Genomic DNA, 24,850 nt, shown 5'->3' with positions numbered 1-24,850 from the left:
TAGAGCGGTTTTCCGCTTGGCCCTGTCACCTTGCTGCTCTAGAGTAGTCGCCTGTTTAGAGGAATGTGTATGCAACTGGATTCTCGTACAGGTTGGTTTCAAGGGATTCGCCACTGTCCTTCACCTAACTGCAATGAGCGCCCGGCGGGGGAGGTCTCGTTGTTGGTGATACACAATATAAGCCTGCCGCCAGGCGAATTTGGTGGCGGCCACGTTCAGGCTTTTTTCCAGAACCAACTCGATGTCGACCAACACCCGTATTTTGCTGAAATTGCCGCGCTGACTGTGTCCGCGCATTTTTTGATTGAGCGTGACGGGTTGATCACTCAATTTGTCTCCTGTTTGGATCGAGCCTGGCATGCGGGCGTTTCGTGCTTTGACGGTCGAGAAAACTGTAATGATTTTTCCTTGGGTATCGAGCTTGAAGGCACCGATGAACTGCCGTTTAGCGATGCGCAATATCATGCATTGAAAACCCTCACTTTAGCCTTGCAACGTGCTTATCCGCAGATCACTCTGGAGCGCATGCTTGGTCACAGTGATATTGCACCTGGACGTAAAACCGACCCGGGCCCGGCGTTTGACTGGCAACGTTTGCGCTCTGGTTTGACTGAACAATAGAGGCTTATATGAATTTTTTGGTGTTGCTGCTGGTGCTCTGGGTAGAGAAATTTTCGTCCTGGCGCAGCGCCGTCCAGCAGGATGGCCCCTGGTTGCGGCTGCTGGCCAAGGTTGAACGCAGCAAAAAGCAACCGGCTACGCCATGGCTGACGCTGCTTGGCATGCTGGCTTTGCCGCTGGTTATCCTGGCGCTGGTTCTCACTGTATTGTCGTCCGTCGCCTATGGCTGGCTGGCCTTGCCTGTTCATTTGCTGGTTGTGGTCTACAGCCTTGGGCGTGGCGACCTGTGGGTCGCACTTGGGCCTTTTCGCGACAGTTGGCGGCGCAGTGACAGTGAGTCGGCTTATCTTGTGGCACGGCGCGATCTGGACATTGATGCCCAGGACCCTGAAACCCTATTGACCAATGTGCAGCAGTATCTGGTCTGGCAGGCCTATCAAAGTTTCTTCGCGGTGATCTTCTGGTACGCCTTGCTTGGCCCGCTGGTTGCGCTGGCGTATCGATTGTTGGCATTGATCGAGGAACATTCGCAGCAACCGGCGTTGCAATCACGGGCCAGCCAGTTACGCCATGCATTTGACTGGTTACCCGCTCGCTTGCTCTGCATCAGTTTCGGCCTGGTTGGTAACTTTGTGGGGGTTAGCCGGGCGTTGCTGCATGAGTTGCTAAGCTGGGATATCAGCGCAGCACGGCTTGTCGCCAATGTCGCCAGGGCCGCCAGTGAAGTGTCTGCACCAGTGCTGGGGGAGGCTGGCGTCAATAGCCTTGATGAGCTCTGGCAGTTGCTGGTGCGCTGCGCAATTCTTTGGTACGCGGTCTTCGCACTCTGGACCTTGCTGCTCTGATAGTCAGGCCATGTTCCTTGATAAATAGCGCTCGGTAGGCGGGGCTTATTGGGCGATATTCAGTCCGTCACTTACCTTAAGTTACAGAGAATCAGGTCGATAACAGGTATACATTGTCCCTCGCAGATGCGATGGATTGTGCTGCCTGGTCAATCGTCCTGTTCTGCTGCGTGAAGTAAAAGGTGGTCCGTCTGAGAACCGCCAATTAATAAAAATAATTCGATCTGGAGATGTCTTGTGAAGACTGCGTTGTATCCGGCCATCGCCCTGATGAACCGCCTCAGCTTCGGCATGAAGTTTGGTTTGATCAGTATCTTGTTTTTCCTGCCCATGCTGGTGACCAATTATTTCCTGATGCATGACGCTTATCGTCAGTATCAGGTGAGCGAGTCTGCGCGCAACAGCATTGAGCTGCTATCAGGCTCGCTGAAATTACGTCGAGACGCCGAGCTTTACGCCAACTTACTCAGTGTTGATGCCGAACTTGGTAGTAATAGCGCTGGCAGCGGCTTGGCTGACGAGCTGAGCGCGACCAAGAGCTCGATCGAGAATATTCTGGCGGGCCTGCAGCCAGCTGTCAGTGCCGAGGCGGATCTTGCGGAGTTCAATGCCCAATACGAGCAGGTAAAGGCGGCGCTGCAGGCGATTGAGGCAGAGCCATCGCTGCGCAGTAAAGTCAATCTAGGCCGTGAATTGCTAAGCCGGGCTGGTGTATTCAGCAAGTTGATTGCCAGTCAGGCGGGCTTGATCCAGGACAGTGAACGGGCTGTGCGCCAACTGACCAATCTGCTGATCAGCAGCATGCCCCAGGTGACTCAGGCCCTGGGCCAGGGCCGCGAGTTGGGGGCCGCTACGCTGGGTCAGGGGTTGTTGAACTCGGCCGACAGTAATACTTTCGCGGATTTGCTTGAGTCTTTGGAAACCCTGGGCGCTGCTTATTCGGTTGATGTTCAGCAGGCATTGAGCGCCAGCGAGGATGTGCGCATGGCACTGGCGGGATTGGCCGACGCCAGCCAGAAGTCGCTGCCTGAGGCGATCCGTTTGTTCGAGGATCGAGTCGTAGTTGCCGATTCGCTGGATGCGCCATGGCGCGCCTTTTTTACCGACACCACGGCTTTGATCGCCAAGACCTATGCTTTAAGCGATGCGGTGGTCAGCCTGCTTGATCAGCGGCTTGAGACGCGTGTGCAGGCCAGTCAAAACCGAATGGTGCTGATGGCTGTTGCGCTGGGCCTGGTTTTGCTGCTGATTTTCTATCTTTACAGCGGCTTCTATGTGTCGGTTCGTACCAGCCTCAAGCAGCTTGGCTTGACCATGAATCAAGTTGCCACAGGCGACATGACCGTCAGTTTCAAGGCCAGCAGCCAGGACGAGGTCGGGGAGCTGGGGCTGGTGTTCAACGGCACTGTGGTGAAAATCCGCGAGTTGATCAATCGCGTGGGGCAAACGGTTGTCGAGGTCGAGCGCCAAGCCGGGCGGGTTGAGTCTGTATCTGCGCAGAGTAACCAGGCGGTTGCAGGGCAATTGGGACAGATCGAGCAGGTCGCCACGGCGATGAACCAGATGTCAGCAACTGCGCAGGAGGTGGCAAGTAGCGCCGCGGCCGCAGTGGGCAGTGCCAACAGTGTCAATGATGAAACCATCAACGGCCGTGCCTTGCTTGAGTCGCAAGTCAGCAGTATCCAGCGACTTGCCGGCGAGATTGATCAATCGGTGTTGGTCATCAATCAATTGGCCAGCGACAGTGCGTCGATTTCCCAGGTACTGGATGTGATCAAGGGCGTGGCTGAGCAGACCAATCTGCTTGCACTCAATGCGGCGATTGAAGCTGCACGCGCCGGCGAACAGGGGCGGGGCTTTGCCGTGGTTGCAGATGAGGTGCGCAATCTGGCCAAGCGCACGCAGCAATCAACTGAAGAAATTGAAGTGATGATTTCCAAGTTGCAAGGTGGCGTGGGCGCGGCGGTCAAAACCATGGGTGTGAGCCATAAAATGGCGGATGACACGGTGAGCGAGTCGAGCAAAGTGCAAGCTGCTTTGGAAAATATACTGGGCGCAGTGGGCATGATTGTTGATCAGAACCAACAAATCGCCGCCGCCGCCGAGCAGCAGACTGCCGTTGCCCATGACATCGACCAGAATATCGTGCAGATCAACCAGGCGGGCGAGCGCACTGCAGAAGGCGCCAGCGATACCGAGCAAGCCAGTCGTGAGCTGTCTGCGCAGGTGTCGCAACTCAAGCAATTGATTGGCGCATTCCGCGTCTAAAACATATGGCCCAAGCCCGCAATGACGCGGGTTTGTGCTTATTGGCTGCCGGGAAGGCTGGCGCGTTTAGCTCGACCAGCCGAATAATGCCTCGGCGTTGGCGCTGGTAATTGACGCAAGCTGTTCGGCGTCGACTTTGAAGTGCTCGGCCAGTGCGCGACAAATATCCGGCAAGTGTTCAGGGCTGTTGCGCTGTTGCGGATACATTGCCGGCGGCATATCCGGCGAGTCGGTTTCCAGCACTATGGTGTCGAGGGGAAGTCGCAGCAATACGCGGTGCATGCGCAATGCTTGTGGCCAGGTCGGCGCACCACCAATGCCGAGCTTGAAGCCGAGCTTGATGTATTCGCTGGCTTGTTCATAACTGCCAGCAAACGCATGAATAATACCGCCACGCTTTAGCCTGATGCGCTTGAGTGTGGCGATAACCTCTGCGTGCGAGCGCCGCACATGAATCAATGCCGGAAGCTCAAACTCAGCCGCCAGCTGCAATTGTGCTTTGAACCAGTGTTGTTGCTGTTGCCGGTCAAGGGTCTCAATAAAATAGTCGAGACCAATCTCGCCAACGGCACAGAGTTGCGGATGTCCGTGCAGGCGTTGCAGCCACTCGCGTAATTCTTGCAAATGGGTGTCACGATGATCTGCCAGGTAGATTGGGTGTAACCCCAAGGCGGCATACAGGCTTTTGTTGCCCTCAACCATTTGCCACACACGCTGCCAGTTGGCTTGATGCACGCCTAGAATCACCAGGCGCTCAACGCCCAGCTTGTGGCTGCGTGCCAGCACTTCAGCGCGGTCGGCGTCGAAGTCTGGGAAGTCGAGGTGAGTGTGTGTGTCGATCAGGCGCATAGTCTGCAACGGTGTTTAAGGTCGTCTGCCTAGCATCGACGATTTTACCCTGAAGCGCCACTTTCAAGCCTGGGCCTATTCAGGGTTGCCTGGTTCCGGTGCCTGTTTTGTTTGCGCTGAGGCGGCTGCGGCTGCGGTTGCGCTGTCCTGCTGTCTTTTGCTGCGCCGCTTGGCAATGGATTCACGCTCGACATCCAAGACCTGCATGGCCAAGGCGCGGTACAGCGGTACAGGGGAAATGCGGCCTGAGATTGCACTGGCCAGCAGGCTGGCGGCCAGAATGGGCAAGGCCATGTCTTGGCTGTGCGAGAGCTCGATGGTGATAACCGTGGCGGTCAGCGGTGTGCGAGTGACACCAGCAAGGTACGCCGCCATGCCAATCAAGCCAGCTGCCTGCAGGCTGATGCCGGGTATCCAGTCGGTCACCCAGGGAGCGAAGCTGGCGCCCACCGCTAATGAAGGTGAAAACAGCCCGCCGGGAATACCCGCCAGATAGGAAACCACGTTGGCGAGGAATTTCCAGATGATAAAACTGGCATCGGTGACTGGCTGGCCTTCAAGAATGGCCCGGGTTTCGGCATAGCCGGTGCCGAAGACATGTTGCCCGGAGATCAGCCCGAGCAGCGCCATGATCAAGCCGCAGATACCCGCGAAGATCACCGGACGCTTTGCCCGCCATGCAGCCATCAGCGCCAACGGGCCTAGTTTGGCTGGCAATACCAGGCGACAGTACAAACCGCCTGCCAAGCCGCCTGCAGCCCCGCAAACCAACACCGCAAGCCAGTCGCGACTCAGCGGTAACTCGGCACTGAGCTGGCCAAAATAACTGTAATGCCCCATCAAGCCAAGGGTGACCATGCCGCCAATCAAAACAGCCGTGAGCACCAGGCCATTGAGGCTTTGCTCGAAGCGGTGGCTAAGCTCCTCAATCGCGAAAACGACCCCGGCCAGCGGTGTATTGAATGCCGCGGCGATACCCGCTGCGCCACCTGCGATAATCAACCCCGAGCCCGCACTGCGTGCCTGCAAGCCCAGGCGCCTGCCGAAGGTGTACATCAATGCTGCGCCGACATGGACGGTCGGGCCTTCGCGGCCGATCGATGCGCCCACCAGCAAGCCCGCCACTGACAGCACCATCTTTACCGCCGCAATAGGCAGTGACAACACGCGGTTGCGGAAACGGCTGGAGGGACGTTCAAGCGTGGCAATAACCTGTGGGATACCGCTGCCCTTGGCGTTGCTGAACCAGCCTTGAGTGGCCCATGCCAATGCGGCGAAACCCAGCGGGGTGACCAGCCATGGCCAGTAATTGCTGTGGTCGAGCATCCGTTGGAAATAGACATTTGCCTCATCCGCCAGCCAGGCAAATGCCAGTGCAACCAAGCCTACCAGCAGCGCCCCGACCCAAAACGCTAGACGCTGTCGCAACACGCGCAGGTAGCGGCGCCGGGCGCGAAAGCGTTGGCGGGCAGTGGGTTTTTTCTGGCTTTCAGAGTTGCTGGGCATAAGGCGCTGGACCGCATCAGGAAGAGGTCAGGCAAGTCCATAACCGGGCTTGTTGTAATATTTTGCCACACATCGCCCTATGATGCCCCATGGTCTAGGCTGATAAGCGTTCACAGCGGTTGATATTGCAAGGCAAACCGGGGTAGACCTGCGCCATGTGCATTGCGCCTTGGGTTGATTTCAGTTCTGTAGTACTTCGAGTAAGCCTATGAATGTGCTGACACCGAATGTTGTGCTGGTCATCGCCTGTGTGGTTTTTGCAGCCGTATTCTTTTATCCGCGCCTAGTCCGTGCCAACCTTTGGCGGGCAACGGTTACACCCCTGGCTTCGATCATCGGTTCGGGCTTTTTGGTTGCCGGGCCTATCCTTGCACACGCGGCAGGTGCCTGGGCTTGGCTGGCAATGCTGGCACTGTGCCTGTTGGCGTATTGGTTTGGCGCGGCGATTCGCTACAACATCTCTCACCTTGAAACGCATCTGGATGATAATCCGGCGGCTTATCATGTCTGGCTTGAGCGACTCTCTGAATTAGCCTTGGCCCTGGCTTATTTCGTCTCGGTGGCGTACTACCTCAATTTGTTTGCCGCGTTCGGTTTGCGCATCGGCGAGGTGCTTGACCCGCTGTGGATCCGCATTGTGTCCACGGTGGTCATCGCGGCTATTGGTCTTTTGGGGGCATTGCGCGGCCTGGCGGGTCTGGAGCGACTTGAGGTATGGGTTGTTTCACTGAAAATGACGTTGATTGGCGGCCTTCTGGTCGCGCTGGCATTGGCGAATTTCCGTGAGTGGCAAGCTGGCGAACTGGTTTGGGCGGTTAAGCATCACGATCAGGGCATGCAGTCGCTTACGGTGTTGCTGGGACTGGTGATTTTGGTTCAGGGCTTTGAAACGTCGCGCTACCTTGGATCGAAATACAGTGCTGAAGTTCGGGTGCGCAGCATGCGTTGGGCGCAGTGGATTGCCACCGTGATCTACATCGCTTTCCTGTTACTGATTACCAGCCAATTCGGTGGTGGCCTGCCAAAGCAGGGTGGCGAAACAGCGATTATTGATTTGCTCAGGCCGATAGGTACTTTGCTCGGGCCTTTATTGATTCTCACTGCATTGTCGTCGCAGTTGTCAGCCGCGGTTGCTGACATGAATGGTGCAGGCGGCCTGTTGGCTGAAGCCTCGGGGCGCCGCTTTCCGGTGCGTATTGGCAACCTGTTAACGGCTTTGGTCGCAATCGGCATCACCTGGTTTGCCAATATTTACGAGATCATCACCTATGCCTCGAAAATGTTTGTGGCCTATTACACCTTGCAGTCGCTGCAAGCCACGCTGATGTCCTGGAGTAAAGGTCACAAACTGCGGGCGGGATTATTTGCGCTCGCGGTCTTGGTTGGGCTTTGCGTGATGATTTTCGCCCAGCCGGTAGAAGCCTAGGCACAACAACTGAACATGCAGGGTGCGACAGCGCGAAGCTTGTCCACCTGGATCAAGCCGCGAGCATGCTAGAACATGCGTCAATAGTTCTGGTATCTGCAACGGCGCCAAGGGTGGATGACGAAAGCCTCATCCACCCTTGAGAACCGCTCGTTTAATGGTGCTCGCGAGTGGCGCGGAACTTGATATCCGGCCAGCGCTCTTCCATCAGCGCCAGGTTGACGCGGGTTGGCGCCAGGTAGGTGAGGTGACCGCCACCATCAATGGCCAGGTTCTCATGGGCTTTGTTCTTGAAGTCTTCGAGCTTTTTCTTGTCGCTGCATTCGATCCAGCGCGCCGACCATACGGTGATCGGCTCGTAAGCGCATTCGACCTTGTATTCGCCCTTCAGGCGGCTGGCGACCACATCAAACTGCAGCACACCGACCGCACCGAGAATGATGTCGTTACTGCGCTCGGGGAAGAACACCTGCGTTGCGCCTTCTTCGGCCAATTCCTGCAAACCTTGGCGCAGTTGCTTGGATTTGAGCGGGTCTTTCAGGCGAACGCGACGGAACAACTCTGGGGCGAAGTGCGGAATACCGGTAAAGCCGATGGACTCGCCTTCGGTGAAGGTGTCGCCAATCTGGATAGTGCCGTGGTTGTGCAAGCCGATAATGTCGCCCGCGTAGGCTTCTTCCAGTTGTTCACGTTCGGAGGAGAAAAAGGTCAGTGCATCCGGCACGCGAACATCTTTGCCCAGGCGCGCGTGACGCATCTTCATGCCTTTTTCGTACTTGCCTGAGCAGATACGCATAAAGGCGATACGGTCACGGTGTTTGGGATCCATGTTTGCCTGGATCTTGAACACAAAGCCGCTGAATTTCTCTTCAGTGGGTTCAACCAGCCGCTCGTGGGCTGCACGCGGCAACGGTTTCGGCGCCCAGTCAACGACGGCGTCGAGCACGTGATCAACACCAAAGTTGCCCAACGCGGTGCCGAAGAAGACCGGGGTCAATTGACCGCTCAGGAACTCTTCTTGGTTGAATTCGTGGCAGGCGCCTTGGACCAGCTCAAGTTGCTCGACAAAGCGATCGTACTCATCGCCGAGGTGCGCGCGTGCTTCGTCTGAATCAAGGTGCTTGATGATCTTGGTTTCAGTGCGCTCGTGGCCGTGACCGGCGGTGTAGACGATGATGTAGTCTTCGCTGAGGTGGTAAACACCCTTGAAGTCGCGGTAGCAGCCAATCGGCCAGGTGATGGGCGCGGCTTTGATCTTGAGCACGGCTTCAATCTCGTCAAGCAGCTCGATCGGGTCACGAATGTCGCGGTCGAGTTTGTTGACGAAGCTGACAATCGGTGTGTCGCGCAGGCGGCAAACATCCATCAGGGCAATGGTCCGTGGCTCAACCCCTTTACCGCCGTCAAGCACCATCAGCGCACTGTCCACCGCGGTCAGCGTGCGGTAGGTATCTTCCGAAAAGTCTTCGTGGCCGGGGGTGTCGAGCAGGTTGATCATGTGCTCGCGATAGGGGAATTGCATCACCGAGGTGGTAATCGAGATACCACGCTGCTTTTCCATTTCCATCCAGTCGGAGGTCGCATGGCGGTCGGATTTTCGCGATTTAACGGTGCCCGCCACTGCAATGGCTTTACCCATCAGCAGCAGTTTTTCGGTAATGGTGGTCTTACCGGCGTCGGGGTGAGAAATAATGGCGAACGTGCGACGTTTCGCGACTTCGGCGGCCTGAGTGGTCATGGGTGATTGCCTGACTAAATGCGGTTGCGGGCGGGCGAACGACAGCCAGCCCGTAAAACCGCCTATTATAACGTCAAAAGCAGCTGGTTTTGGTAAATGACCTGATCAGTAGTCACGCTCAGGTCGGTTCAGGCTTGTGGCGATCCTGTACAGCGGGTTGATGCCGATAATTTACCGGGGCTCGAAGGCTGTCATCTTGCAGTCATGGCAAGCGCTGATAGTTGTCTAAATGCTTAATTCGTGCAGCATAAAACACGTTTTGTTTTGAATCTAAAACGATCAACCATCAAAGCATTAATTAGCACTAAAAAAGCGCTTATTGGTGATTGATCTACAGGGCGCATGGCCCTAAAGTTCCGCCCCGAACGTCCATGCTGGCAACGATCCATCCGGCTCAAGTACAGACGACGAGAGGTCGCCCTTTTGCTCAAACAGCACAGGGGTGATTCTCGGCGAAATGCCTTGGGAAGTAGGCGACCAAAGTGGGGAGACTGATCAGGCGTTCAAGGTTGGTGCATGCGCTGTGCGCCAATTTGCGTTGTTTCAATTGAATGAGGCCCAGGTGCTTTGAGTTGAAACAACCGGCCCCGCCGAATAATTGAACCCTCGTGGGCTCAGTTACTCGAAATTTATGCATTCCGGTTTAGCCAAATGGAGTCCACGCATGTCGATCAATGTTGATGATTACTACGCACCCGCTACTTTCCAGAAGATGAAGGCGTTTGCCGACAAGCAAGAAACGCCGTTCGTGGTGATTGATACCCAAATCATCAGCAAGGCCTATGACGACCTGAGCGCAGGGTTTGAATTTGCCAAGATTTATTACGCGGTCAAAGCCAACCCGGCCGTGGAAATTATCGAGTTGCTCAAGAATAAAGGCTCGAATTTCGACATCGCCTCCATCTATGAGCTGGACAAGGTGATGGCCTGCGGCGTGAGCGCCGACCGTATCAGCTACGGCAACACCATCAAGAAAGCCAAGGACATCCGCTACTTCTACGAGAAGGGCGTGCGCATGTACTCCACCGACTCCGAGGCGGATCTGCGCAATATTGCCAAGGCCGCGCCTGGCTCGAAGATTTACGTGCGTATTCTTACTGAAGGCTCGACCTCGGCTGACTGGCCGCTGTCGCGCAAATTCGGCTGCCAGACCGACATGGCGCTGGACTTGCTGATCCTGGCCAAGCAACTGGGCCTGGACCCGTACGGCGTGTCGTTCCATGTGGGTTCGCAGCAGCGCGATATCGACGTGTGGGACGCGGCAATCGCCAAGGTCAAAGTGATTTTCGAGCGCTTGAAAGAAGAAGACGGCATTGTCCTGCGCATGATCAACATGGGCGGCGGCTTCCCGGCCAACTATATTCAGCGCACCAACAGCCTGGAAACCTACGCTGAAGAAATCATCCGTTTCCTCAAGGATGACTTCGGCGATGATTTGCCAGAAATCATTCTTGAGCCAGGCCGTTCGTTGATCTCCAACGCAGGTATCCTGGTCAGCGAAGTGGTGTTGGTTTCGCGCAAATCGCGCACCGCTGTCGAGCGCTGGGTGTTTACTGATGTCGGTAAGTTCTCCGGCCTGATCGAAACCATGGACGAGGCGATCAAGTTCCCGATTTGGACCGAAAAGAACGGCGAGATGGAAGAAGTGGTGATCGCCGGTCCAACCTGTGACAGCGCCGACATCATGTACGAAAACTACAAGTACGGCCTGCCACTGAACCTGGCCAGTGGCGATCGCCTGTACTGGCTCTCAACCGGCGCCTATACCACCAGCTACAGCGCCGTGGAATTCAACGGTTTTCCACCGCTGAAAGCCTTTTACCTCTAAGCAATACAGCAACGCAAAAGCCCGCCAATTGGCGGGCTTTTGCGTTTTCGGTGTTGTGAAATCGTCAATGGCGTTTATGCGCCTGACAACTGCTGCGCCGCTTAACTGTTGATGGTTTCGGCGTGATGGCAAGCCACTTGCCGTGAATCGATCAGGCGCAATTCAGGGCGTTCGACTTCACATTGCTCGGTCGCATACGGGCAGCGCTTGTGGAAGGCGCAACCTGTTGGCGGGTCGAGTGGGTTGGGCAGCTCGCCACTGATCTTGATCTTGGGCTTGCTCGGGTCTGGATGAATGGCTGGCGTGGCGGACAGCAGCGCCTTGGTGTACGGGTGCAGCGGACGCTGGTAAATCTGCTCGCTGGGGCCCATCTCCGCGGGTCTGCCGAGGTACATCACCAATACATCGTCGGCGACATGGCGCACCACCGAGAGGTTGTGCGAGATAAAGACGTAACCGGTATTGAGCTCTTCTTGCAGGTCCATGAACAGGTTGAGCACCTGAGCCTGGATCGACACGTCCAGCGCCGAGGTCGGCTCATCCGCAACCAAAACCTTGGGCGTTAGCATCATGGCGCGGGCCAAAGCGATACGTTGACGTTGACCACCGGAAAACATATGCGGATAGCGCTGGTAATGTTCTGGGCGCAACCCGACCTGTTGCATCATGGCCTGGACCTTTTCGCGGCGCTCGATCTTCGACAGTGATGTGTTGATCACCAGCGGCTCGGCCAGTTGATCGCCGATTTTCTGCCGGGGATTGAGCGATGCATAAGGGTTTTGAAACACCATCTGCACATCGCGGCGCAGCTGTTTGCGCTGGGCTTTGCTGGCGTCAGTAACTTCCTGACCGGCAATTTGCAGCGAACCTGAGCTCGGTTCCTCAATCAAGGTCAAGGCTCGCGCCAGGGTTGATTTACCGCAGCCGGATTCACCAACCACCGCGAGGGTCTTGCCTGCGGCCAATTCGAACGAGACACCATTGAGTGCCTGCACCGTGGCGTTGGGCTGGAACAGGCCGGTGGACACCGAATAATGACGGGTTAGGTCGCGGGCAGACAACACGCTGTTAGTTGTAGGCGTGCTCATCAAGCCACCTCCGAAGTCAGGTTAAGCGGGAAGAAGCAGCGCACAGCACCTTGGGCGTGCGCCTCAAGTTGTGGCCGTTGTTGGCGACATTGCTCCTGCACGTAGGGGCAGCGCGGCGACAGCAGGCAGCCTTGTGGCCGGTCGTAGCGACCGGGAACGATGCCCGGCAATGTCGATAAACGTTCTGCGCCGAGTGAGTGTTCGGGGATCGCCTTGAGCAACGCCTCGGTGTAAGGATGGGTTGGGCTGTTGAACAACTCAGGCACTGTGCCGACTTCAACTGCTTGGCCTGCGTACATGACGCATACGCGCTGTGCGGTTTCGGCAACCACGGCAAGGTCGTGGGTGATCAGTACCAGCGCCATGTCTTGCTCACGCTGCAGGTTGACCAGCAGCTCCATGATCTGCGCTTGAATGGTTACATCGAGTGCGGTGGTCGGTTCGTCGGCGATCAGCAGTTTCGGTTCGGCGGCAATCGCCATGGCAATCGCAACCCGCTGGCTCATACCGCCAGAGAGTTGATGTGGATAAGCTTCGAGCCGGCTGGACGCTCCCGGTATTTCGACTTTCTCCAGTAATTCCAGCGCCCGTTGGCGCGCGGCTTTGCCTTTGAGGCCCATGTGCTGGCGCAGCACTTCTTCAATCTGGAAGCCAACGGTGAAGCTCGGGTTGAGTGCGGTCATCGGGTCCTGGAAGATCATCGATAGATCCTTGCCGATGATGTTTCGACGTTGCTTGCCCTTGAGGCGCAGCATGTCGGTGCCGTCAAACTGCAGGCTGTCAGCGTTAACTCTGCCCGGTGCTTCGATCAACCCCATCAGCGCCATCATGGTGACTGATTTACCTGAACCAGACTCACCAACAATCGCCAGCACTTCGCCTTTGTCGACACTGATGTCGAGGCCATCCACAACCGGAACGGCATTCGCGTCGCCGAAGCGCACGTTGAGATTTTTAATATCAAGCAAGCTCATTGTGGGCTCCTCACACTGCGTTCTTGAGTTTCGGGTCTAGCGCATCACGCAAACCGTCGCCCATCAGGTTGATTGCCAGCACGCTGAGCAAAATGGTCAAGCCGGGCAGGGTTACAACCCACCATGCGCGCTCGATGTAGTCACGCGCGGATGCCAGCATGGTGCCCCACTCCGGGGTTGGCGGTTGTACGCCAAGGCCAAGGAAGCCCAGCGCTGCTGCATCGAGAATTGCCGAGGAGAAGCTCAAGGTGGCCTGCACAATCAGGGGCGCCATGCAGTTGGGCAGCACCGTAACGAACATCAGGCGGGGCAGGCTGGCACCGGCCAAGCGTGCCGCTGTTACGTAGTCACGATTGAGTTCACCCATGACAGCTGCGCGAGTCAGGCGCACATAAGATGGCAGCGAGACAATGGCGATGGCGATCACGGTATTGATCAGGCCCGGGCCAAGGATGGCCACAATCGCCACGGCCAATAGCAGCGATGGCAAGGCCAGCATCACGTCCATCAAGCGCATGATTCCCGGGCCCATTACCCGTGGAAAGAAGCCCGCAACCAGCCCGAGGAAAATGCCGGGGATCAGCGACATCAGTACCGATGCCATGCCGATCATCAACGACAGCCGTGCCCCGTGGATCAATCGCGAAAGCAGATCGCGACCGAGTTCATCGGTGCCCAGCAAGAACTGCCACTGACCGCCTTCGAGCCATGCCGGTGGCGTCAGCAGGAAATCGCGAAATTGCTCGCTCGGGTTATAGGGCGCGACCCAGGGTGCGAACAGCGCACAGAACACAATCAGGATCATAAACATCAGGCCCGCCACTGCACCTTTGTTATGGGCGAAGGCTTGCCAGAATTCTTTTAGCGGCGAGGGGTAGAGCAAGCTCTGATCAACCGCCGGGAGGGAGTTTGTTGTAGTCATTTCAGGCCTCCTTAGCGCTGATGGCGAATGCGTGGGTTGGCCAGGCCGTAGAGAATATCCACGACGAAGTTGACCATGATGACCAGGCAGGCGATGAGCAGGATGCCGTTTTGCACCACCGGGTAGTCACGAGCGCCAATCGACTCGATCAGCCATTTGCCCACCCCGGGCCAAGAGAAAATAGTTTCAGTCAGCACCGCGCCAGCCAGCAGTGTGCCGACCTGCAAGCCGATCACCGTGAGTACCGGGATCAGCGCGTTGCGCAGGCCGTGAACGAAGACCACTCGGGCTGGCGACAGGCCTTTGGCGCGGGCGGTGCGTACATAGTCTTCACGCAGGACTTCGAGCATTGCCGAACGGGTCATGCGGGCGATGACGGCCAACGGAATGGTGCCGAGCACAATCGCCGGCAAGATCAGGTGTTGCAGGGCGTCGACAAAGGCGCCTTCTTCATCCGAGAGCAGGGTGTCGATCAGCATAAAACCGGTGCGCGGCTCTATGTCGTAGAGCAGGTCGATGCGCCCGGACACGGGTGTCCAGCCGAGCCAGACCGAGAAGAACATGATCAGCAGCAGGCCCCACCAGAAAATCGGCATGGAGTAACCGGCCAATGAGATGCCCATGACGCCGTGATCGAACAACGAGCCTCGTTTCAGCGCGGCGATCACACCGGCAATCAAGCCGATAGTGCCAGCAAACAACAAGGCTGCCAGCGACAGCTCAAGGGTCGCCGGAAAGAGGGTGATGAACTCATGCCAGACGCTTTCGCGGGTACGCAGGGATTCACCCAGGTCGCCTTGTGCAAGGTTGCCAATATAGTCGAAGTACTGGGCGTACAGCGGTTTGTCCAGGCCCAGGCGATGCAGGGCTTCAGCGTGCATGGCTGGGTCGACACGGCGCTCGCCCATCATCACTTCGACCGGGTCACCGGGAATCATCCGGATCAACGCGAAGGTCAGTAAGGTAACGCCGAAGAAAGTCGGGATCAGTAGTCCCAAGCGTCTGGCAATAAAAGACAACATAGGGTTTTAACACTCCAGCAATTTTCAGTTCACCCGGCTGCGTGGCCCGGCGATGTTGTTATAACGCGTGCGCAACATGGCCCAATACAGTGTCTGCATTCGGTCAGCCTCGGCTATTAAGGCTTGATGCTCACGCGCGCGTAGTTATTTGAGCCCATAGGGCTCTGTACAAAGCCCTGCACATTGGTGCGCATGGCGGTGAATTGCTTTGGATAGGCGAGGGCGATCCAGGGCGCCTGGTCCTGGAATATCGACAACGCCTCGCGATACAACGCGGCACGTTGTGAACGTTGGCTCACCCGGCGTGCTTCATTGAGTAAGCTGTTGAAGTCTTTGTTACACCAACCGGACATGTTTTCACCCGAGGTTGCGGCGGCGCATGACAGGTTTGGGGTGAGGAAGTTGTCTGGGTCGCCGTTGTCGCCTGCCCAACCCATGAACACCAAGTCGTGCTCGCCATTCTTGGCGCGCTTGATCAACTCGCCCCATTCAAACACGCGAATATCGGCGGTGATGCCAATGGCGGCGAGGTCAGCCTGTAGCATTTGTGCGCCAATCCCAGGGTTGGGGTTAGTCGGGCCGCCACCGGGGCGCGTCCAGATCGACAGCTTGAAACCATCGGCGTGGCCGGACTCTTCAAGTAATTGCTGCGCGCGTTTTACATCATGGGGCCAGCCAAGCAATTGTGTGTCATGGCCCCAGAGCGTCGGTGGATAAGGCGCAACGGCGGGTGTTGCACCTTCTTCACCATACTGAGCACGCACATAGGCGGCTTTGTCGAAGGCCATGTTCAGCGCCCGGCGTACACGCACGTCATCCAGCGGCGGACGCCGGGTGTTGATCGCGATGTAGGCGGTCAGCAATGAGTCCAGCGCCTGGATCTTGATCCCGTTGCTGCTCTTGAGCGCCGCAATATCGGTGGGTCGTGGATACAGCGCTATCTGGCAGGCGTTGGCCTTGAGTTGCTGGATGCGTACGTTCGGATCTGGGGTGATGGCGAAGAGTAGTTTCTTGATGGCGGGCACACCGTCCCAATAATCCGGGTTGGCGTGAAAGCGAACTTGGGCATCTTTGCTGTAGCGATCAAAGACAAATGGCCCAGTGCCAATCGGATGGCTGTTGAGCTGCTTGCTGTTGTTTTGGGCCAGTAGCTGGTCGGCGTACTCGGCGGAATAGATAGAGGCAAACCCCATCGCCATATCGGCAAGAAAGGGCGACTCTGGGTGATTCAGGGTGAAGCGCACTGTGTGGTCGTCAAGCTTGTCGATGTGTTTAATGATGCTGGCCATGCCCATCGACTCTGCGTAGGGATAGCCGCGCAGCGCTTGGTCGTGCCATGGGTGCTTGGAGTCAAGCTGGCGGTTGAAACTCCAGAGTACATCGTCGGCATTGAAGTCGCGGGTTGGGGTAAATGTCTTGGAATGGTGGAACTTGACGTTCTGGCGCAGGTGGAAGGTGTAGTTCAGGCCGTCATCGGAAATATCCCAGCGTTCGGCCAGTGCAGGTTCAATATCGGTGGTGCCCGGGGTGAACCGGACCAGTCGTTCAAGCACTGTCTCCGCGGAAGCATCAGCAGTGACTGCCGCGCTGTACTGCACCACATCAAAGCCTTCGGGGCTGGCTTCGGTGCAGGCAATCAAGCTGTCTTCGTTCGCGGCTTCAGCAGCTGTGTTGCCAAGGCCAGTGCCGAGCAACAGCAGGCTCAACAATACAAGTGATTTGGGTTTGGGCATTGAGTAATCCCTGATGCGTATTCGGAATGCGAGCAGCAGCCGTGTAGGGTGCCGGCGCCCGGTTATCCAGCCGAGGGTTGCTCGGCTGGATAACAGCTGCCAGGGTTATTTCTCGACGCTTACGCCGTAGAACGAGTTAAGGCCGAACGGGCTGATTTTGAAGCCCTTGACCGACTTGCTCATTGGCTGGAACACGGTTGAGTGGGCCACTGGGGTAATAGGCACGTTGTCCTTGAGGATGTGCTGCGCCTGCATATAGAGCTTGCTGCGCTCATCCTTGTCGTTAAGCGTTTTGGCTTTCTTGACCAAGCCGTCGAAGTCCTTGTCGCACCAGCGGCTGTAGTTGTTGCCACCGATTGCATCGCAACCGTAGAGCACGCCCAGCCAGTTATCCGGGTCACCATTGTCGCCGGTCCAGCCGATCAGGAGCGCATCGTGTTCACCTGCCTTGGCGCGTTTGTTGTACTCGCCCCACTCATAGCTGACGATCCTGGCCTTGATCCCGATCTTGGCCCAGTCTGCTTGCAGCATTTCAGCCATCAGCTTGGCATTCGGGTTGTACGGGCGTTGTACCGGCATGGCCCATAGGGTGATTTCTGTGCCTTCTTTTACACCCGCGTCCTTGAGCAGCTGCTTGGCTTTTTCAGGATCGAAGGGAGCGTCCTTGATGCTGTCGTCATAAGACCATTGGGTCGGCGGCAAGCTGTTGACGGCCAGTTGGCCCGCACCTTGGTAGACCGCATTGATAATGGCTTTTTTGTTGACCGCCATATCCAGCGCCTGACGCACTTCGAGCTTGTCGAACGGCGGGTGCTCGATGTTGTAGGCGATATAGCCAAGGTTGAAGCCTGCCTGATCAGGCAGTTGCAGCTTGGCATCGGCCTTGAGCGATTCGAGGTCTGCGGGGCGTGGGAACACGCTGACCTGGCATTCACCGGCCTTGAGCTTTTGCATCCGCACCGAGGCGTCGGTGTTGATGGCGAAGATCAGGTTGTCGATCTTCACATCGTCCGGGTTCCAGTATTGCTTGTTGCCGGTGAAGCGAATCTGCGCATCTTTCTGATAGCGCTTGAACACGAACGGACCAGTGCCGATTGGCTTTTGGTTGATGTCGCTGGCTTTGCCTTCTTTCAACAGTTGGGCCGCATATTCAGCGGACTGGATGGAGGCGAAGCTCATGGCCAGGTTCTGGATGAACGCAGCGTCTACGGTGTTGAGGGTGAAACGCACCGTCATGTCATCGACTTTATCGATTTTGGCAATGTTTTGATCCATGCCCATGTCGGTGAAGTAGGGGAATTCTGTTGGGTAGGCTTTGCGAAATGGATCGTCTTTGTTGAGCATGCGGTGGAAGGTGAACAGCACGTCATCTGCATCAAAGTCGCGGCTTGGCTTGAAGTAATCGGTGGTGTGGAACTTGACGCCGGGACGCAGGTGGAAGGTGTACGTCAGGCCGTCATCGGAAATATCCCACTTTTCGGCAAGGCCAGGAATGACCGCGGTACCGCCCCGTTCAAACTGAGTCAGGCGATTGAATACGGTCTCTGCGGCCGCATCAAAGTCGGTGCCTGTGGTGTAGAGCGCAGGGTCAAAGCCTGCGGGACTGCCTTCTGAACAAAACACTAGATTGCTTGCGGCCTGGGCAAATGGCGCGCTGGCGAGTAGTCCAGCTACGAGCATTGCCTGGATGACGGCATTCTTACGCATAGGAACCTCATGGTTGTTGTGGTTATGTTGAGGGGCCCCTTGTGGAGACCTTGGGTCAAACTATGCAGGGCACATGCCGGAGACAAGTGCGTTAAGTCATAAATAGGGCTATCAGTGGGTGTGGTGTAACTTGCTGTCGCATTTAGACAAACTTTAGGCTCAGTTATGGCTAAACGCCGCTACAGAAGCATAGCGGCGCTGAGCAATTGTGGTGCCGTGAAGTGTTACCTTTTAGGGCATCTGCACCTCGATGACGCCATCGGCATTAACTGTGACCTGGCTGGTGCCCGCCTCAACTTCGGGTGGTGCCGAGTCCATCATCATTTTCATGCTTGAGCCGCGCGCCATGCGAATGGGCATTGGTGGCTGGAAACCACCGCTGTTGATGTTCAGGCTCACCAGCTTATAGCCTTTGCCACCCAGGGCTTGAGTGGCCAGGTCTGCGCGGGCTTTGAAGGCTTCCACCGCATCCTTGAGCATGGCGTCTTCCTTGCTCTTGCGTGTGTTGTCGGCAATGCTGAAGCTCATTGAGCCCATCTGCATGGTTTTCAGCATGTCACCGGTGAGCTTGGATAACTTGGCAAAGTCCGCACTCTCAAGGCGCACTTCGGCGCGCTCGCGCCAGGCGATGATCTTCTTGCCTTTGTCGTCATACACCGGATAGCTGTTGCGGCTGCCGGTCGCCACGCTGACACCTTCCACGGCGCGCGCTTGTTTCAGCGCCGCATTGAGGGTTTGGGTGGTTTCTGCAGCAAGCGCTGCTGGGTCAGTATTTTGCGACTCGGTATAGAAGGTCACGTGCATCAGATCATGGGCGATTTCTTCGCTGACTTCTGCGCGCAGCGCCACTTGGTTGTAGTGGGCATCTTCAGCCTGTGCCGAGAGGCTCAGCAGGCTGCCGGCTGTGAGTAACAGAGCGGTGGCAAAGCGTGGGAAACGTGACATTGGTTGCATGGAGACTTCCTTAGTTGTCGAGTTGGCGCACAGCATGCGCACTGGGTTCAAAAGGGTAGACGGTGCTTGTCGCCGATCCGGGTTAAACAAAATAAAAAATAAATCGACCAACGCCAGCTTGCTTAAACAGTAACAGCGCAGCCTCAAGGCTTGTTGACCAGGGTTGGTAACGTGGCTATCTGGCGCCCTTAAACGACTTTGAGTGTTCCAGCCCGGCGTTGTTCAGCCGCGAGCCGTTGCAAAAAGCTTCGGCTGCGGCGTGTTGACGCACTAAGCCGTTCGGTGGCTTGGTTATACTCGCCAGAACTTGTTACAGGCGTTCTTGGAGAGCTTATGCTCGCACCGGTGCAGTTGTTGTCGGCCAGTCGGCAAAACCTCAGGCGTTTGATCCTGATCCGCTTTTTGGTGCTCGCCGCTCAGGCGGGCGCGGTGGGGCTGGTTTATAAATCAGGCTTGCTGGTGCTGCCTTGGTTTGAACTGAGCGTCACCCTGGGCCTGTCTCTGATCCTGTGCTTGCTTACCGCCCTGCGTTTACGGGGGCCTTGGCCGGTGACCGAGCAGGAGTATGCACTGCAGCTGAGTTTCGACTTGATTATCCACAGCGTCTTGCTGTTCTACTCCGGCGGCTCCAGCAACCCCTTTGTGTCTTATTACCTGGTGCCCTTGACCATTGCGGCCGCGACATTGCCGTGGCTCTACACCGTGACCTTGTCAGGGCTGGCGCTAACCGGTTACACCTTGCTGCTGGTGTGGTCGCATTCAATTGATGTGCCGCAAGAGCAACGTCAGAGCTTGCTGATCTACGGTATGTGGCTGAGTTTTGCCATGGCCGCCGGATTGATCACCTTCTTTGTGGCGAAAATGGCCGAGGAGCTGCGTGGCCAGGATCAACAGCGCGCCGAACGCCGCGAAGAGAACCTGCGTGATCAGCAACTGCTCGCGGTTGCCACTCAGGCTGCGGGCGCGGCACATGAGCTGGGTACGCCGTTGGCGACCATGAGTGTGCTGATCAAAGAGTTGCGCCGTGAGCATCCTGAGCCTCTGTTGCAGGAGGATCTAGCCGTGCTGCAAGAGCAAGTGAAGCTGTGTAAAGACACGCTGCAACAGTTGGTGCGCGCCGCCGAGGCAGATCGCCGCCTGGCAGTTGTCGAGCAGTCGAGTGTTGAATGGCTTGAAGTTACGCTCAATCGCTGGCACCTGATGCGCCCCGAAGCAAGCTATCGTTATCAGTGTCTGGGCCGAGGTACCCCGCCGCGCCTGATGCCGCCAGCAGATCTGACCCAGGCCTTGCTTAACCTGTTGAATAACGCTGCTGATGCACACCCCGATAAGTTGGATATCCGCCTGGACTGGGACCATCAGTGGCTGTACCTGACCATCCGCGATTTTGGTGCAGGTGTTCCGCTGGCGATTGCCGAGCAGTTGGGGCGCCCCTTTTTCACCACAAAGGGCAAAGGTTTTGGCCTGGGCTTGTTTTTAAGCCAAGCCAGCGTTACGCGAGCCGGTGGTACGGTTAAACTGTATAACCATGAAGAGGGTGGCACGCTCACTGAATTGAAACTGCCGCGTGCCTATGGCCGTGCATAAACGCGACCAGTAAGGGAGCTTCTGAAAAAGGTAGCGAGCGACGGAAGTACAAGGCAAAAAAGTGTGAAAAAGCGGAGTTTACTGCAGTAAATGCGCATTTGATTCGCGTTGCTCACCCCTTCGGGCCGCACTGAAGTGCGTTCAGCCTGAAGGCTGTGAGCAGTTTTTTAACGCAGTAATACCTAGCGCAGTAGTTTTTCAGAGGCCCCCAAGGAGTAAAGCATGTCTGAAGAAGCACTATTTGAAGGCGACGAACAGCCGCATTTGTTGCTGGTCGATGACGACCCTACCTTTACCCGGGTGATGGCGCGGGCAATGAGCCGTCGCGGCCTGCGTGTATCGACCGCCGGTTCTGCCGAAGAAGGCTTGTTGCTGGCTGAGCAGGATTTACCGGAGTACGCCGTAGTCGATCTCAAAATGGACGGCGATTCTGGCTTGGTGCTTCTGCCCAAGCTACTTGAACTCGATGCTGAGATGCGCGTGGTGATACTCACCGGTTATTCGAGCATTGCCACTGCTGTAGAGGCGATCAAGCGCGGTGCCTGCAATTACCTGTGCAAACCGGCCGATGCAGATGACGTGTTGGCCGCCTTGCTGACGCAGCACGCCGACCTCGACAGTCTGGTCCCGGAAAACCCGATGTCGGTGGATCGCCTGCAATGGGAGCACATTCAACGAGTATTGGCTGAACACGAAGGCAATATTTCGGCGACTGCCCGTGCCCTTGGCATGCATCGGCGGACCTTGCAGCGCAAATTGCAGAAGCGTCCGGTGCGTCGCTAAGCAGTCCATGAACGCGTTGCCTTGCCTCGCGCCTTATGGGACTGGCCGACAACGCAGAACATGTCCAGCATGACTCAAACCTTTTGTTCGGCAAGCTTGCTATTATTGTTAGCAGGCTACGGACTTGTCTTGTTCTCCAGATCAAAACGTACCTAGATACCTAGACGCTTGGAATTGGACTGAGGCAGCTGTGTTCGAAATCGTTCTGCAAACCGTCAGTATTACCGCACCGGTATTTGCCATGCTGTTTCTCGGTGTGGTGCTCAAGCGTTTGCGCTGGATCGACGATAACTTCATTGGTACGGCATCCGAGCTGGTATTTCGCGGCACCATGCCGACCTTGCTGTTTCTCGGTATCGTCAACGCCGACATGAGTCAGGCCTTCAAGCCTGGGCTGATTATCTATTTCGTACTCGCCACAATAGTGACCTTCTGTGTGGCTTGGGGTTGGGCGATTCTGCGTTGTCCTGAGATTGAGCGCGGTATTTACACTCAAGGTGCGTTTCGCGGGAACAATGGCGTCGTCGGCCTGGCCTTGGCGGCCAGCATGTACGGTGACTATGGCTTGGCGGTAGGCAGCGTGCTCGCTGGGGTGGTGATCTTTTGCTACAACATCCTCTCCGTGCTGGTGCTGGCGATCTATAGCCCCGGCGCCAAGACCGATCCACGAACATTGTGCAAAAGCATCCTGACCAACCCGCTTATCATCGGCGTGGCATTGGCGGTGCCATTTGCCTATTGGCAGATAAAGCTGCCGCAGTGGTTGTTGGCTTCAGCCGAGTACTTTGCGCACATGACGCTGCCTTTGGCTCTGATCTGTATTGGCGGCACCTTGTCCCTGGCATCCATGCGCCAGAGCAGCGATATTGCCCTTGGCTCAAGCATGATGAAGCTGGTGTGGCTACCCATTCTGGCAACGCTTGGCGCCTGGCTATGTGGTTTTCGCGATGCTGATCTGGCGGTGCTGTTTCTCTACTTCGCCAGCCCAACCGCGGCGGCGAGCTATGTCATGGCACGGGCTGCCAACGGCAACCATGAACTGGCCGCCGCGATTATCGTGATAACCACGCTCGGCGCAGTGGTTTCAATCAACATTGGCCTGCTGATATTGAAGATGCTTGGTTGGATTTAGCTCCTAAGAAAACATCGCTGATGTGAGTGGCGAGTGATTGTCAGGTTTGATGAGCTTGTGCTGTCTTGCCGGGTAAACCTTTGCTAGGCTCGGGCCTTTAATGCCTACGAGGGATCGCAATGGCTCTTGTCATCAGGGAAGGTGACCCGACAACCACAGGCGGCAAAGTGGTTGCGGGTTCTTCTACATTTATCGCCGAACACCGCCAACTGGCTCGAATATCTGACCCGGTATGGTGTCCAGCCTGCAAAAGCATGGGCTATATCGCTGAAGGTAATCCGACATTCATTGATGAAAATTTAGCCGTGGCCACCCATGGACATGCGGTTAAATGCGGTTGTGCGTACGGTAGCAACCGGCTAATTGCTACCCAAGGTACTATTCATGCAGGGACTGATACCGCTGTTGGTATTGATCCCGGTCTGGCTGTCAGGGCCAATGCTGCCACTCAGGTTTGGGCCCGTGCTATAGGCGATGGCAGCTACAGCAGCCAACACACGGCGGGTATTCCGCTCAATGATGTACGTGGGCTGGCGCCAATCAATGATTGCGTGTTCGCCAAGACCTGTACCGTGCCAACTGAGTCTACTGAGGCTGGTACTCAGGTCGAGCCTGCGAGCAACTTTGGTCAAACCGTTGTGTTGGGCTCAACGGCAGTCGCAAGCACAGAGGGTACTGCAACTCTTGGCCGGGTCGCCGGGCAGGCTGCATTTGAAACTCTCGGCAGTTGGAGTTTGCGTGGCGTAGCTGCTGCGGCAGGAACAGCAGCCAGTACCTTGTTACTCGCACTGTGGCCAACGCAAATGGGTGACTCGACCTTAACCGAGGAACAGCTGCGCGGAATGAGCATGGCGCCAACCCGCGTGCGCTTTCAGTTCCGTCGGGATGCTGAAGGCATCATGCGCGTGTATGGCCTGCATACCAGTGAGCTTTCGGGTATGGACAGCGTGCCGGTAGTCACCGAATGGAGCAAAGTGGGCAGTGTCTTTGAGGCCAGGCTAAACGGTGTGACTGTCACTTGGTCGCCCAATAACGGTCCAGTGGTACAAGCCCCAACAACGTATCCGGGCGTTACCGATGAGCTGGAAAACATTCTGGTACATCCGGTCGCTGAAAACGGCGACAGCCAGATCGAAATCTATCCCGCTGCGGATGATGTGACCTGGCAGGACTACATTCTGGTGCTGCCGGTTGAAACGGGTGTGCCGCCGTTGTATGTGGTGTTTGCTAAGCCAGCAGGATTTGCTGATCAGAAGTATTACCCAGCGCCTGGTGAGCTGAAGGCATTTCCAAACGCTGTGCTTAGTCCCTCAAAAACTTTTGTGAAAGGGGGAGGCCAGAAGAGAAAACGTTGGAAAGAGAAAACCGGCAGAATCTTTGAATGGGACTATCAGCACGGCACTGTCGAAATGTACGACAAACAAGGTAAACATCTCGGCGAGTACAATCCAGAAACCGGTGAACAGACGAAACCTGCAAACCCTAAACGAAAGGTTGAGAAATGAAACACTCCATCCTGGCTTTCGACAAAAACAGTGAGCAATTAGCTTTTCGTGTCGATATACCCGAGGGCCACCTTGAGCAACTGGCCGAGATAATGACTTGGCAAGACCCGGAAGATGCAATCTATGAATATGACTTGTCTGCTGAACAGATTAGTCATCTGGAAGCCCTAACTGGCAAGGCATTCAATGATCCGGGGTATCTCTTTCAGTTGTCCTGTACAGCCTAGATAAGGTTGCAACCACACATTGGTTTGTCTGAGTAGTAACTGACATTAGCTCCTCAGACTTATGAGTCTTCATCTAAAACCCGCTTCGGCGGGTTTTTCTTTGCCCGGAGAAAAGTACATGGGTATCAAAAGACC

At 56.3% G+C, this 24,850-nt stretch carries 20 protein-coding genes; 10 read left to right on the top strand and 10 right to left on the bottom strand.

Annotation, left to right across the window (positions count from 1 at the left end; translation table 11 throughout):
* Positions 1 to 69: 69 nt before the first annotated feature.
* From ampD to AACY26_RS04830, 3 genes are all read left to right on the top strand, one after another.
* Positions 70 to 621 (top strand): 1,6-anhydro-N-acetylmuramyl-L-alanine amidase AmpD, encoded by a 552-nt coding sequence (gene ampD, locus AACY26_RS04840; protein WP_339511489.1) that lies wholly within the window; start codon positions 70 to 72, stop codon positions 619 to 621.
* A gap of 8 nt (positions 622 to 629) precedes the next feature.
* Positions 630 to 1,466 carry a regulatory signaling modulator protein AmpE gene (gene ampE / locus AACY26_RS04835; protein ID WP_339511487.1) on the top strand — a complete coding sequence of 279 codons (837 nt, stop codon included), beginning with the start codon at positions 630 to 632 and terminating at the stop codon, positions 1,464 to 1,466.
* Between the two features lie 237 nt (positions 1,467 to 1,703).
* On the top strand, positions 1,704 to 3,734 hold the full coding sequence (locus tag AACY26_RS04830; RefSeq protein WP_339511485.1) for a methyl-accepting chemotaxis protein: 2,031 nt from the start codon (positions 1,704 to 1,706) through the stop codon (positions 3,732 to 3,734).
* Positions 3,735 to 3,800: 66 nt separating this feature from the next.
* On the opposite strand, the gene AACY26_RS04825 is transcribed toward AACY26_RS04830, so the two are convergent.
* Both AACY26_RS04825 and AACY26_RS04820 read right to left on the bottom strand, forming a co-directional pair.
* The gene (locus AACY26_RS04825) at positions 3,801 to 4,583 is read right to left on the bottom strand and encodes a TatD family hydrolase (protein ID WP_339511483.1); all 783 of its coding nucleotides are present in this window, start codon (positions 4,581 to 4,583) and stop codon (positions 3,801 to 3,803) included.
* A gap of 75 nt (positions 4,584 to 4,658) precedes the next feature.
* On the bottom strand, positions 4,659 to 6,089 hold the full coding sequence (locus tag AACY26_RS04820; protein WP_339511481.1) for a chloride channel protein: 1,431 nt from the start codon (positions 6,087 to 6,089) through the stop codon (positions 4,659 to 4,661).
* Between the two features lie 208 nt (positions 6,090 to 6,297).
* Between AACY26_RS04820 and AACY26_RS04815 the strand changes: the two genes are divergently transcribed.
* On the top strand, positions 6,298 to 7,515 hold the full coding sequence (locus AACY26_RS04815) for a hypothetical protein (protein ID WP_339511479.1): 1,218 nt from the start codon (positions 6,298 to 6,300) through the stop codon (positions 7,513 to 7,515).
* 154 nt (positions 7,516 to 7,669) lie between these two features.
* Here AACY26_RS04815 and AACY26_RS04810 read toward each other — a convergent pair whose 3' ends face one another.
* Complete coding sequence (locus AACY26_RS04810; RefSeq protein ID WP_339511477.1) at positions 7,670 to 9,253, bottom strand: peptide chain release factor 3; 1,584 nt, start codon at positions 9,251 to 9,253, stop codon at positions 7,670 to 7,672.
* A gap of 664 nt (positions 9,254 to 9,917) precedes the next feature.
* On the opposite strand from AACY26_RS04810, the gene AACY26_RS04805 reads away from it, so the two are divergent.
* Positions 9,918 to 11,081, top strand: coding sequence for a type III PLP-dependent enzyme (locus AACY26_RS04805; protein WP_339511475.1), 1,164 nt, complete (start codon positions 9,918 to 9,920; stop codon positions 11,079 to 11,081).
* 101 nt (positions 11,082 to 11,182) lie between these two features.
* On the opposite strand, the gene AACY26_RS04800 is transcribed toward AACY26_RS04805, so the two are convergent.
* The 7 genes from AACY26_RS04800 to AACY26_RS04770 all read right to left on the bottom strand — a co-directional run bounded on the left by AACY26_RS04800 (position 11,183) and on the right by AACY26_RS04770 (position 19,472).
* The gene (locus AACY26_RS04800) at positions 11,183 to 12,169 is read right to left on the bottom strand and encodes a peptide ABC transporter ATP-binding protein (protein ID WP_339511473.1); all 987 of its coding nucleotides are present in this window, start codon (positions 12,167 to 12,169) and stop codon (positions 11,183 to 11,185) included.
* On the bottom strand, positions 12,169 to 13,143 hold the full coding sequence (locus AACY26_RS04795; RefSeq protein WP_339511471.1) for an ABC transporter ATP-binding protein: 975 nt from the start codon (positions 13,141 to 13,143) through the stop codon (positions 12,169 to 12,171). The genes AACY26_RS04800 and AACY26_RS04795 overlap by 1 nt, the downstream gene beginning before the upstream one ends.
* 10 nt (positions 13,144 to 13,153) lie before the next feature.
* Positions 13,154 to 14,065 (bottom strand): ABC transporter permease subunit, encoded by a 912-nt coding sequence (locus tag AACY26_RS04790; RefSeq protein WP_339511469.1) that lies wholly within the window; start codon positions 14,063 to 14,065, stop codon positions 13,154 to 13,156.
* A gap of 11 nt (positions 14,066 to 14,076) precedes the next feature.
* Positions 14,077 to 15,087 carry an ABC transporter permease subunit gene (locus AACY26_RS04785; protein ID WP_339511467.1) on the bottom strand — a complete coding sequence of 337 codons (1,011 nt, stop codon included), beginning with the start codon at positions 15,085 to 15,087 and terminating at the stop codon, positions 14,077 to 14,079.
* A gap of 116 nt (positions 15,088 to 15,203) precedes the next feature.
* A complete protein-coding gene (locus AACY26_RS04780) occupies positions 15,204 to 16,820 on the bottom strand; it encodes an ABC transporter substrate-binding protein (RefSeq protein WP_339511465.1) in 1,617 nt (538 codons plus the stop codon).
* 105 nt (positions 16,821 to 16,925) lie between these two features.
* Positions 16,926 to 18,527 carry an ABC transporter substrate-binding protein gene (locus AACY26_RS04775; RefSeq protein ID WP_339511463.1) on the bottom strand — a complete coding sequence of 534 codons (1,602 nt, stop codon included), beginning with the start codon at positions 18,525 to 18,527 and terminating at the stop codon, positions 16,926 to 16,928.
* Positions 18,528 to 18,758: 231 nt separating this feature from the next.
* Positions 18,759 to 19,472, bottom strand: coding sequence for an SIMPL domain-containing protein (locus AACY26_RS04770; protein ID WP_339511746.1), 714 nt, complete (start codon positions 19,470 to 19,472; stop codon positions 18,759 to 18,761).
* Positions 19,473 to 19,814: 342 nt separating this feature from the next.
* Between AACY26_RS04770 and AACY26_RS04765 the strand changes: the two genes are divergently transcribed.
* From AACY26_RS04765 to AACY26_RS04745, 5 genes are all read left to right on the top strand, one after another.
* Complete coding sequence (locus AACY26_RS04765) at positions 19,815 to 21,068, top strand: ATP-binding protein (protein ID WP_339511461.1); 1,254 nt, start codon at positions 19,815 to 19,817, stop codon at positions 21,066 to 21,068.
* 222 nt (positions 21,069 to 21,290) lie between these two features.
* Positions 21,291 to 21,851, top strand: coding sequence for a response regulator transcription factor (locus tag AACY26_RS04760; protein ID WP_087518125.1), 561 nt, complete (start codon positions 21,291 to 21,293; stop codon positions 21,849 to 21,851).
* A gap of 190 nt (positions 21,852 to 22,041) precedes the next feature.
* Positions 22,042 to 22,983 carry an AEC family transporter gene (locus AACY26_RS04755; protein ID WP_339511457.1) on the top strand — a complete coding sequence of 314 codons (942 nt, stop codon included), beginning with the start codon at positions 22,042 to 22,044 and terminating at the stop codon, positions 22,981 to 22,983.
* 119 nt (positions 22,984 to 23,102) lie between these two features.
* A complete protein-coding gene (locus AACY26_RS04750; protein ID WP_339511455.1) occupies positions 23,103 to 24,488 on the top strand; it encodes an S-type pyocin domain-containing protein in 1,386 nt (461 codons plus the stop codon).
* Positions 24,485 to 24,715, top strand: a complete 231-nt coding sequence (locus tag AACY26_RS04745) for a DUF7683 domain-containing protein (RefSeq protein WP_339511453.1) — start codon at positions 24,485 to 24,487, stop codon at positions 24,713 to 24,715. Before AACY26_RS04750 ends, AACY26_RS04745 begins: the two co-directional genes overlap by 4 nt.
* Positions 24,716 to 24,850: the final 135 nt, after the last annotated feature.

It is taken from the genome of Pseudomonas sp. RL_15y_Pfl2_60 (assembly GCF_963970595.1).
GTDB lineage: Bacteria > Pseudomonadota > Gammaproteobacteria > Pseudomonadales > Pseudomonadaceae > Aquipseudomonas.
The sequence above is the reverse complement of the archived record's forward strand: the minus strand, read 5'-3'. Positions and strand labels throughout refer to the sequence as shown.

Coding starts and splice junctions, on each gene's coding strand:
- AACY26_RS04820 (WP_339511481.1), bottom strand. CDS start 6,089: ATGCCCAGCAACTCTGAAAGCCAGAAAAAACCCACTGCCCGCCAACGC.
- AACY26_RS04790 (WP_339511469.1), bottom strand. CDS start 14,065: ATGACTACAACAAACTCCCTCCCGGCGGTTGATCAGAGCTTGCTCTAC.
- AACY26_RS04815 (WP_339511479.1), top strand. CDS start 6,298: ATGAATGTGCTGACACCGAATGTTGTGCTGGTCATCGCCTGTGTGGTT.
- AACY26_RS04785 (WP_339511467.1), bottom strand. CDS start 15,087: ATGTTGTCTTTTATTGCCAGACGCTTGGGACTACTGATCCCGACTTTC.
- AACY26_RS04795 (WP_339511471.1), bottom strand. CDS start 13,143: ATGAGCTTGCTTGATATTAAAAATCTCAACGTGCGCTTCGGCGACGCG.
- AACY26_RS04750 (WP_339511455.1), top strand. CDS start 23,103: ATGGCTCTTGTCATCAGGGAAGGTGACCCGACAACCACAGGCGGCAAA.
- ampD (WP_339511489.1), top strand. CDS start 70: ATGCAACTGGATTCTCGTACAGGTTGGTTTCAAGGGATTCGCCACTGT.
- ampE (WP_339511487.1), top strand. CDS start 630: ATGAATTTTTTGGTGTTGCTGCTGGTGCTCTGGGTAGAGAAATTTTCG.
- AACY26_RS04765 (WP_339511461.1), top strand. CDS start 19,815: ATGCTCGCACCGGTGCAGTTGTTGTCGGCCAGTCGGCAAAACCTCAGG.
- AACY26_RS04770 (WP_339511746.1), bottom strand. CDS start 19,472: ATGTCACGTTTCCCACGCTTTGCCACCGCTCTGTTACTCACAGCCGGC.
- AACY26_RS04800 (WP_339511473.1), bottom strand. CDS start 12,169: ATGAGCACGCCTACAACTAACAGCGTGTTGTCTGCCCGCGACCTAACC.
- AACY26_RS04760 (WP_087518125.1), top strand. CDS start 21,291: ATGTCTGAAGAAGCACTATTTGAAGGCGACGAACAGCCGCATTTGTTG.
- AACY26_RS04810 (WP_339511477.1), bottom strand. CDS start 9,253: ATGACCACTCAGGCCGCCGAAGTCGCGAAACGTCGCACGTTCGCCATT.
- AACY26_RS04745 (WP_339511453.1), top strand. CDS start 24,485: ATGAAACACTCCATCCTGGCTTTCGACAAAAACAGTGAGCAATTAGCT.
- AACY26_RS04780 (WP_339511465.1), bottom strand. CDS start 16,820: ATGCCCAAACCCAAATCACTTGTATTGTTGAGCCTGCTGTTGCTCGGC.
- AACY26_RS04775 (WP_339511463.1), bottom strand. CDS start 18,527: ATGCGTAAGAATGCCGTCATCCAGGCAATGCTCGTAGCTGGACTACTC.
- AACY26_RS04805 (WP_339511475.1), top strand. CDS start 9,918: ATGTCGATCAATGTTGATGATTACTACGCACCCGCTACTTTCCAGAAG.
- AACY26_RS04825 (WP_339511483.1), bottom strand. CDS start 4,583: ATGCGCCTGATCGACACACACACTCACCTCGACTTCCCAGACTTCGAC.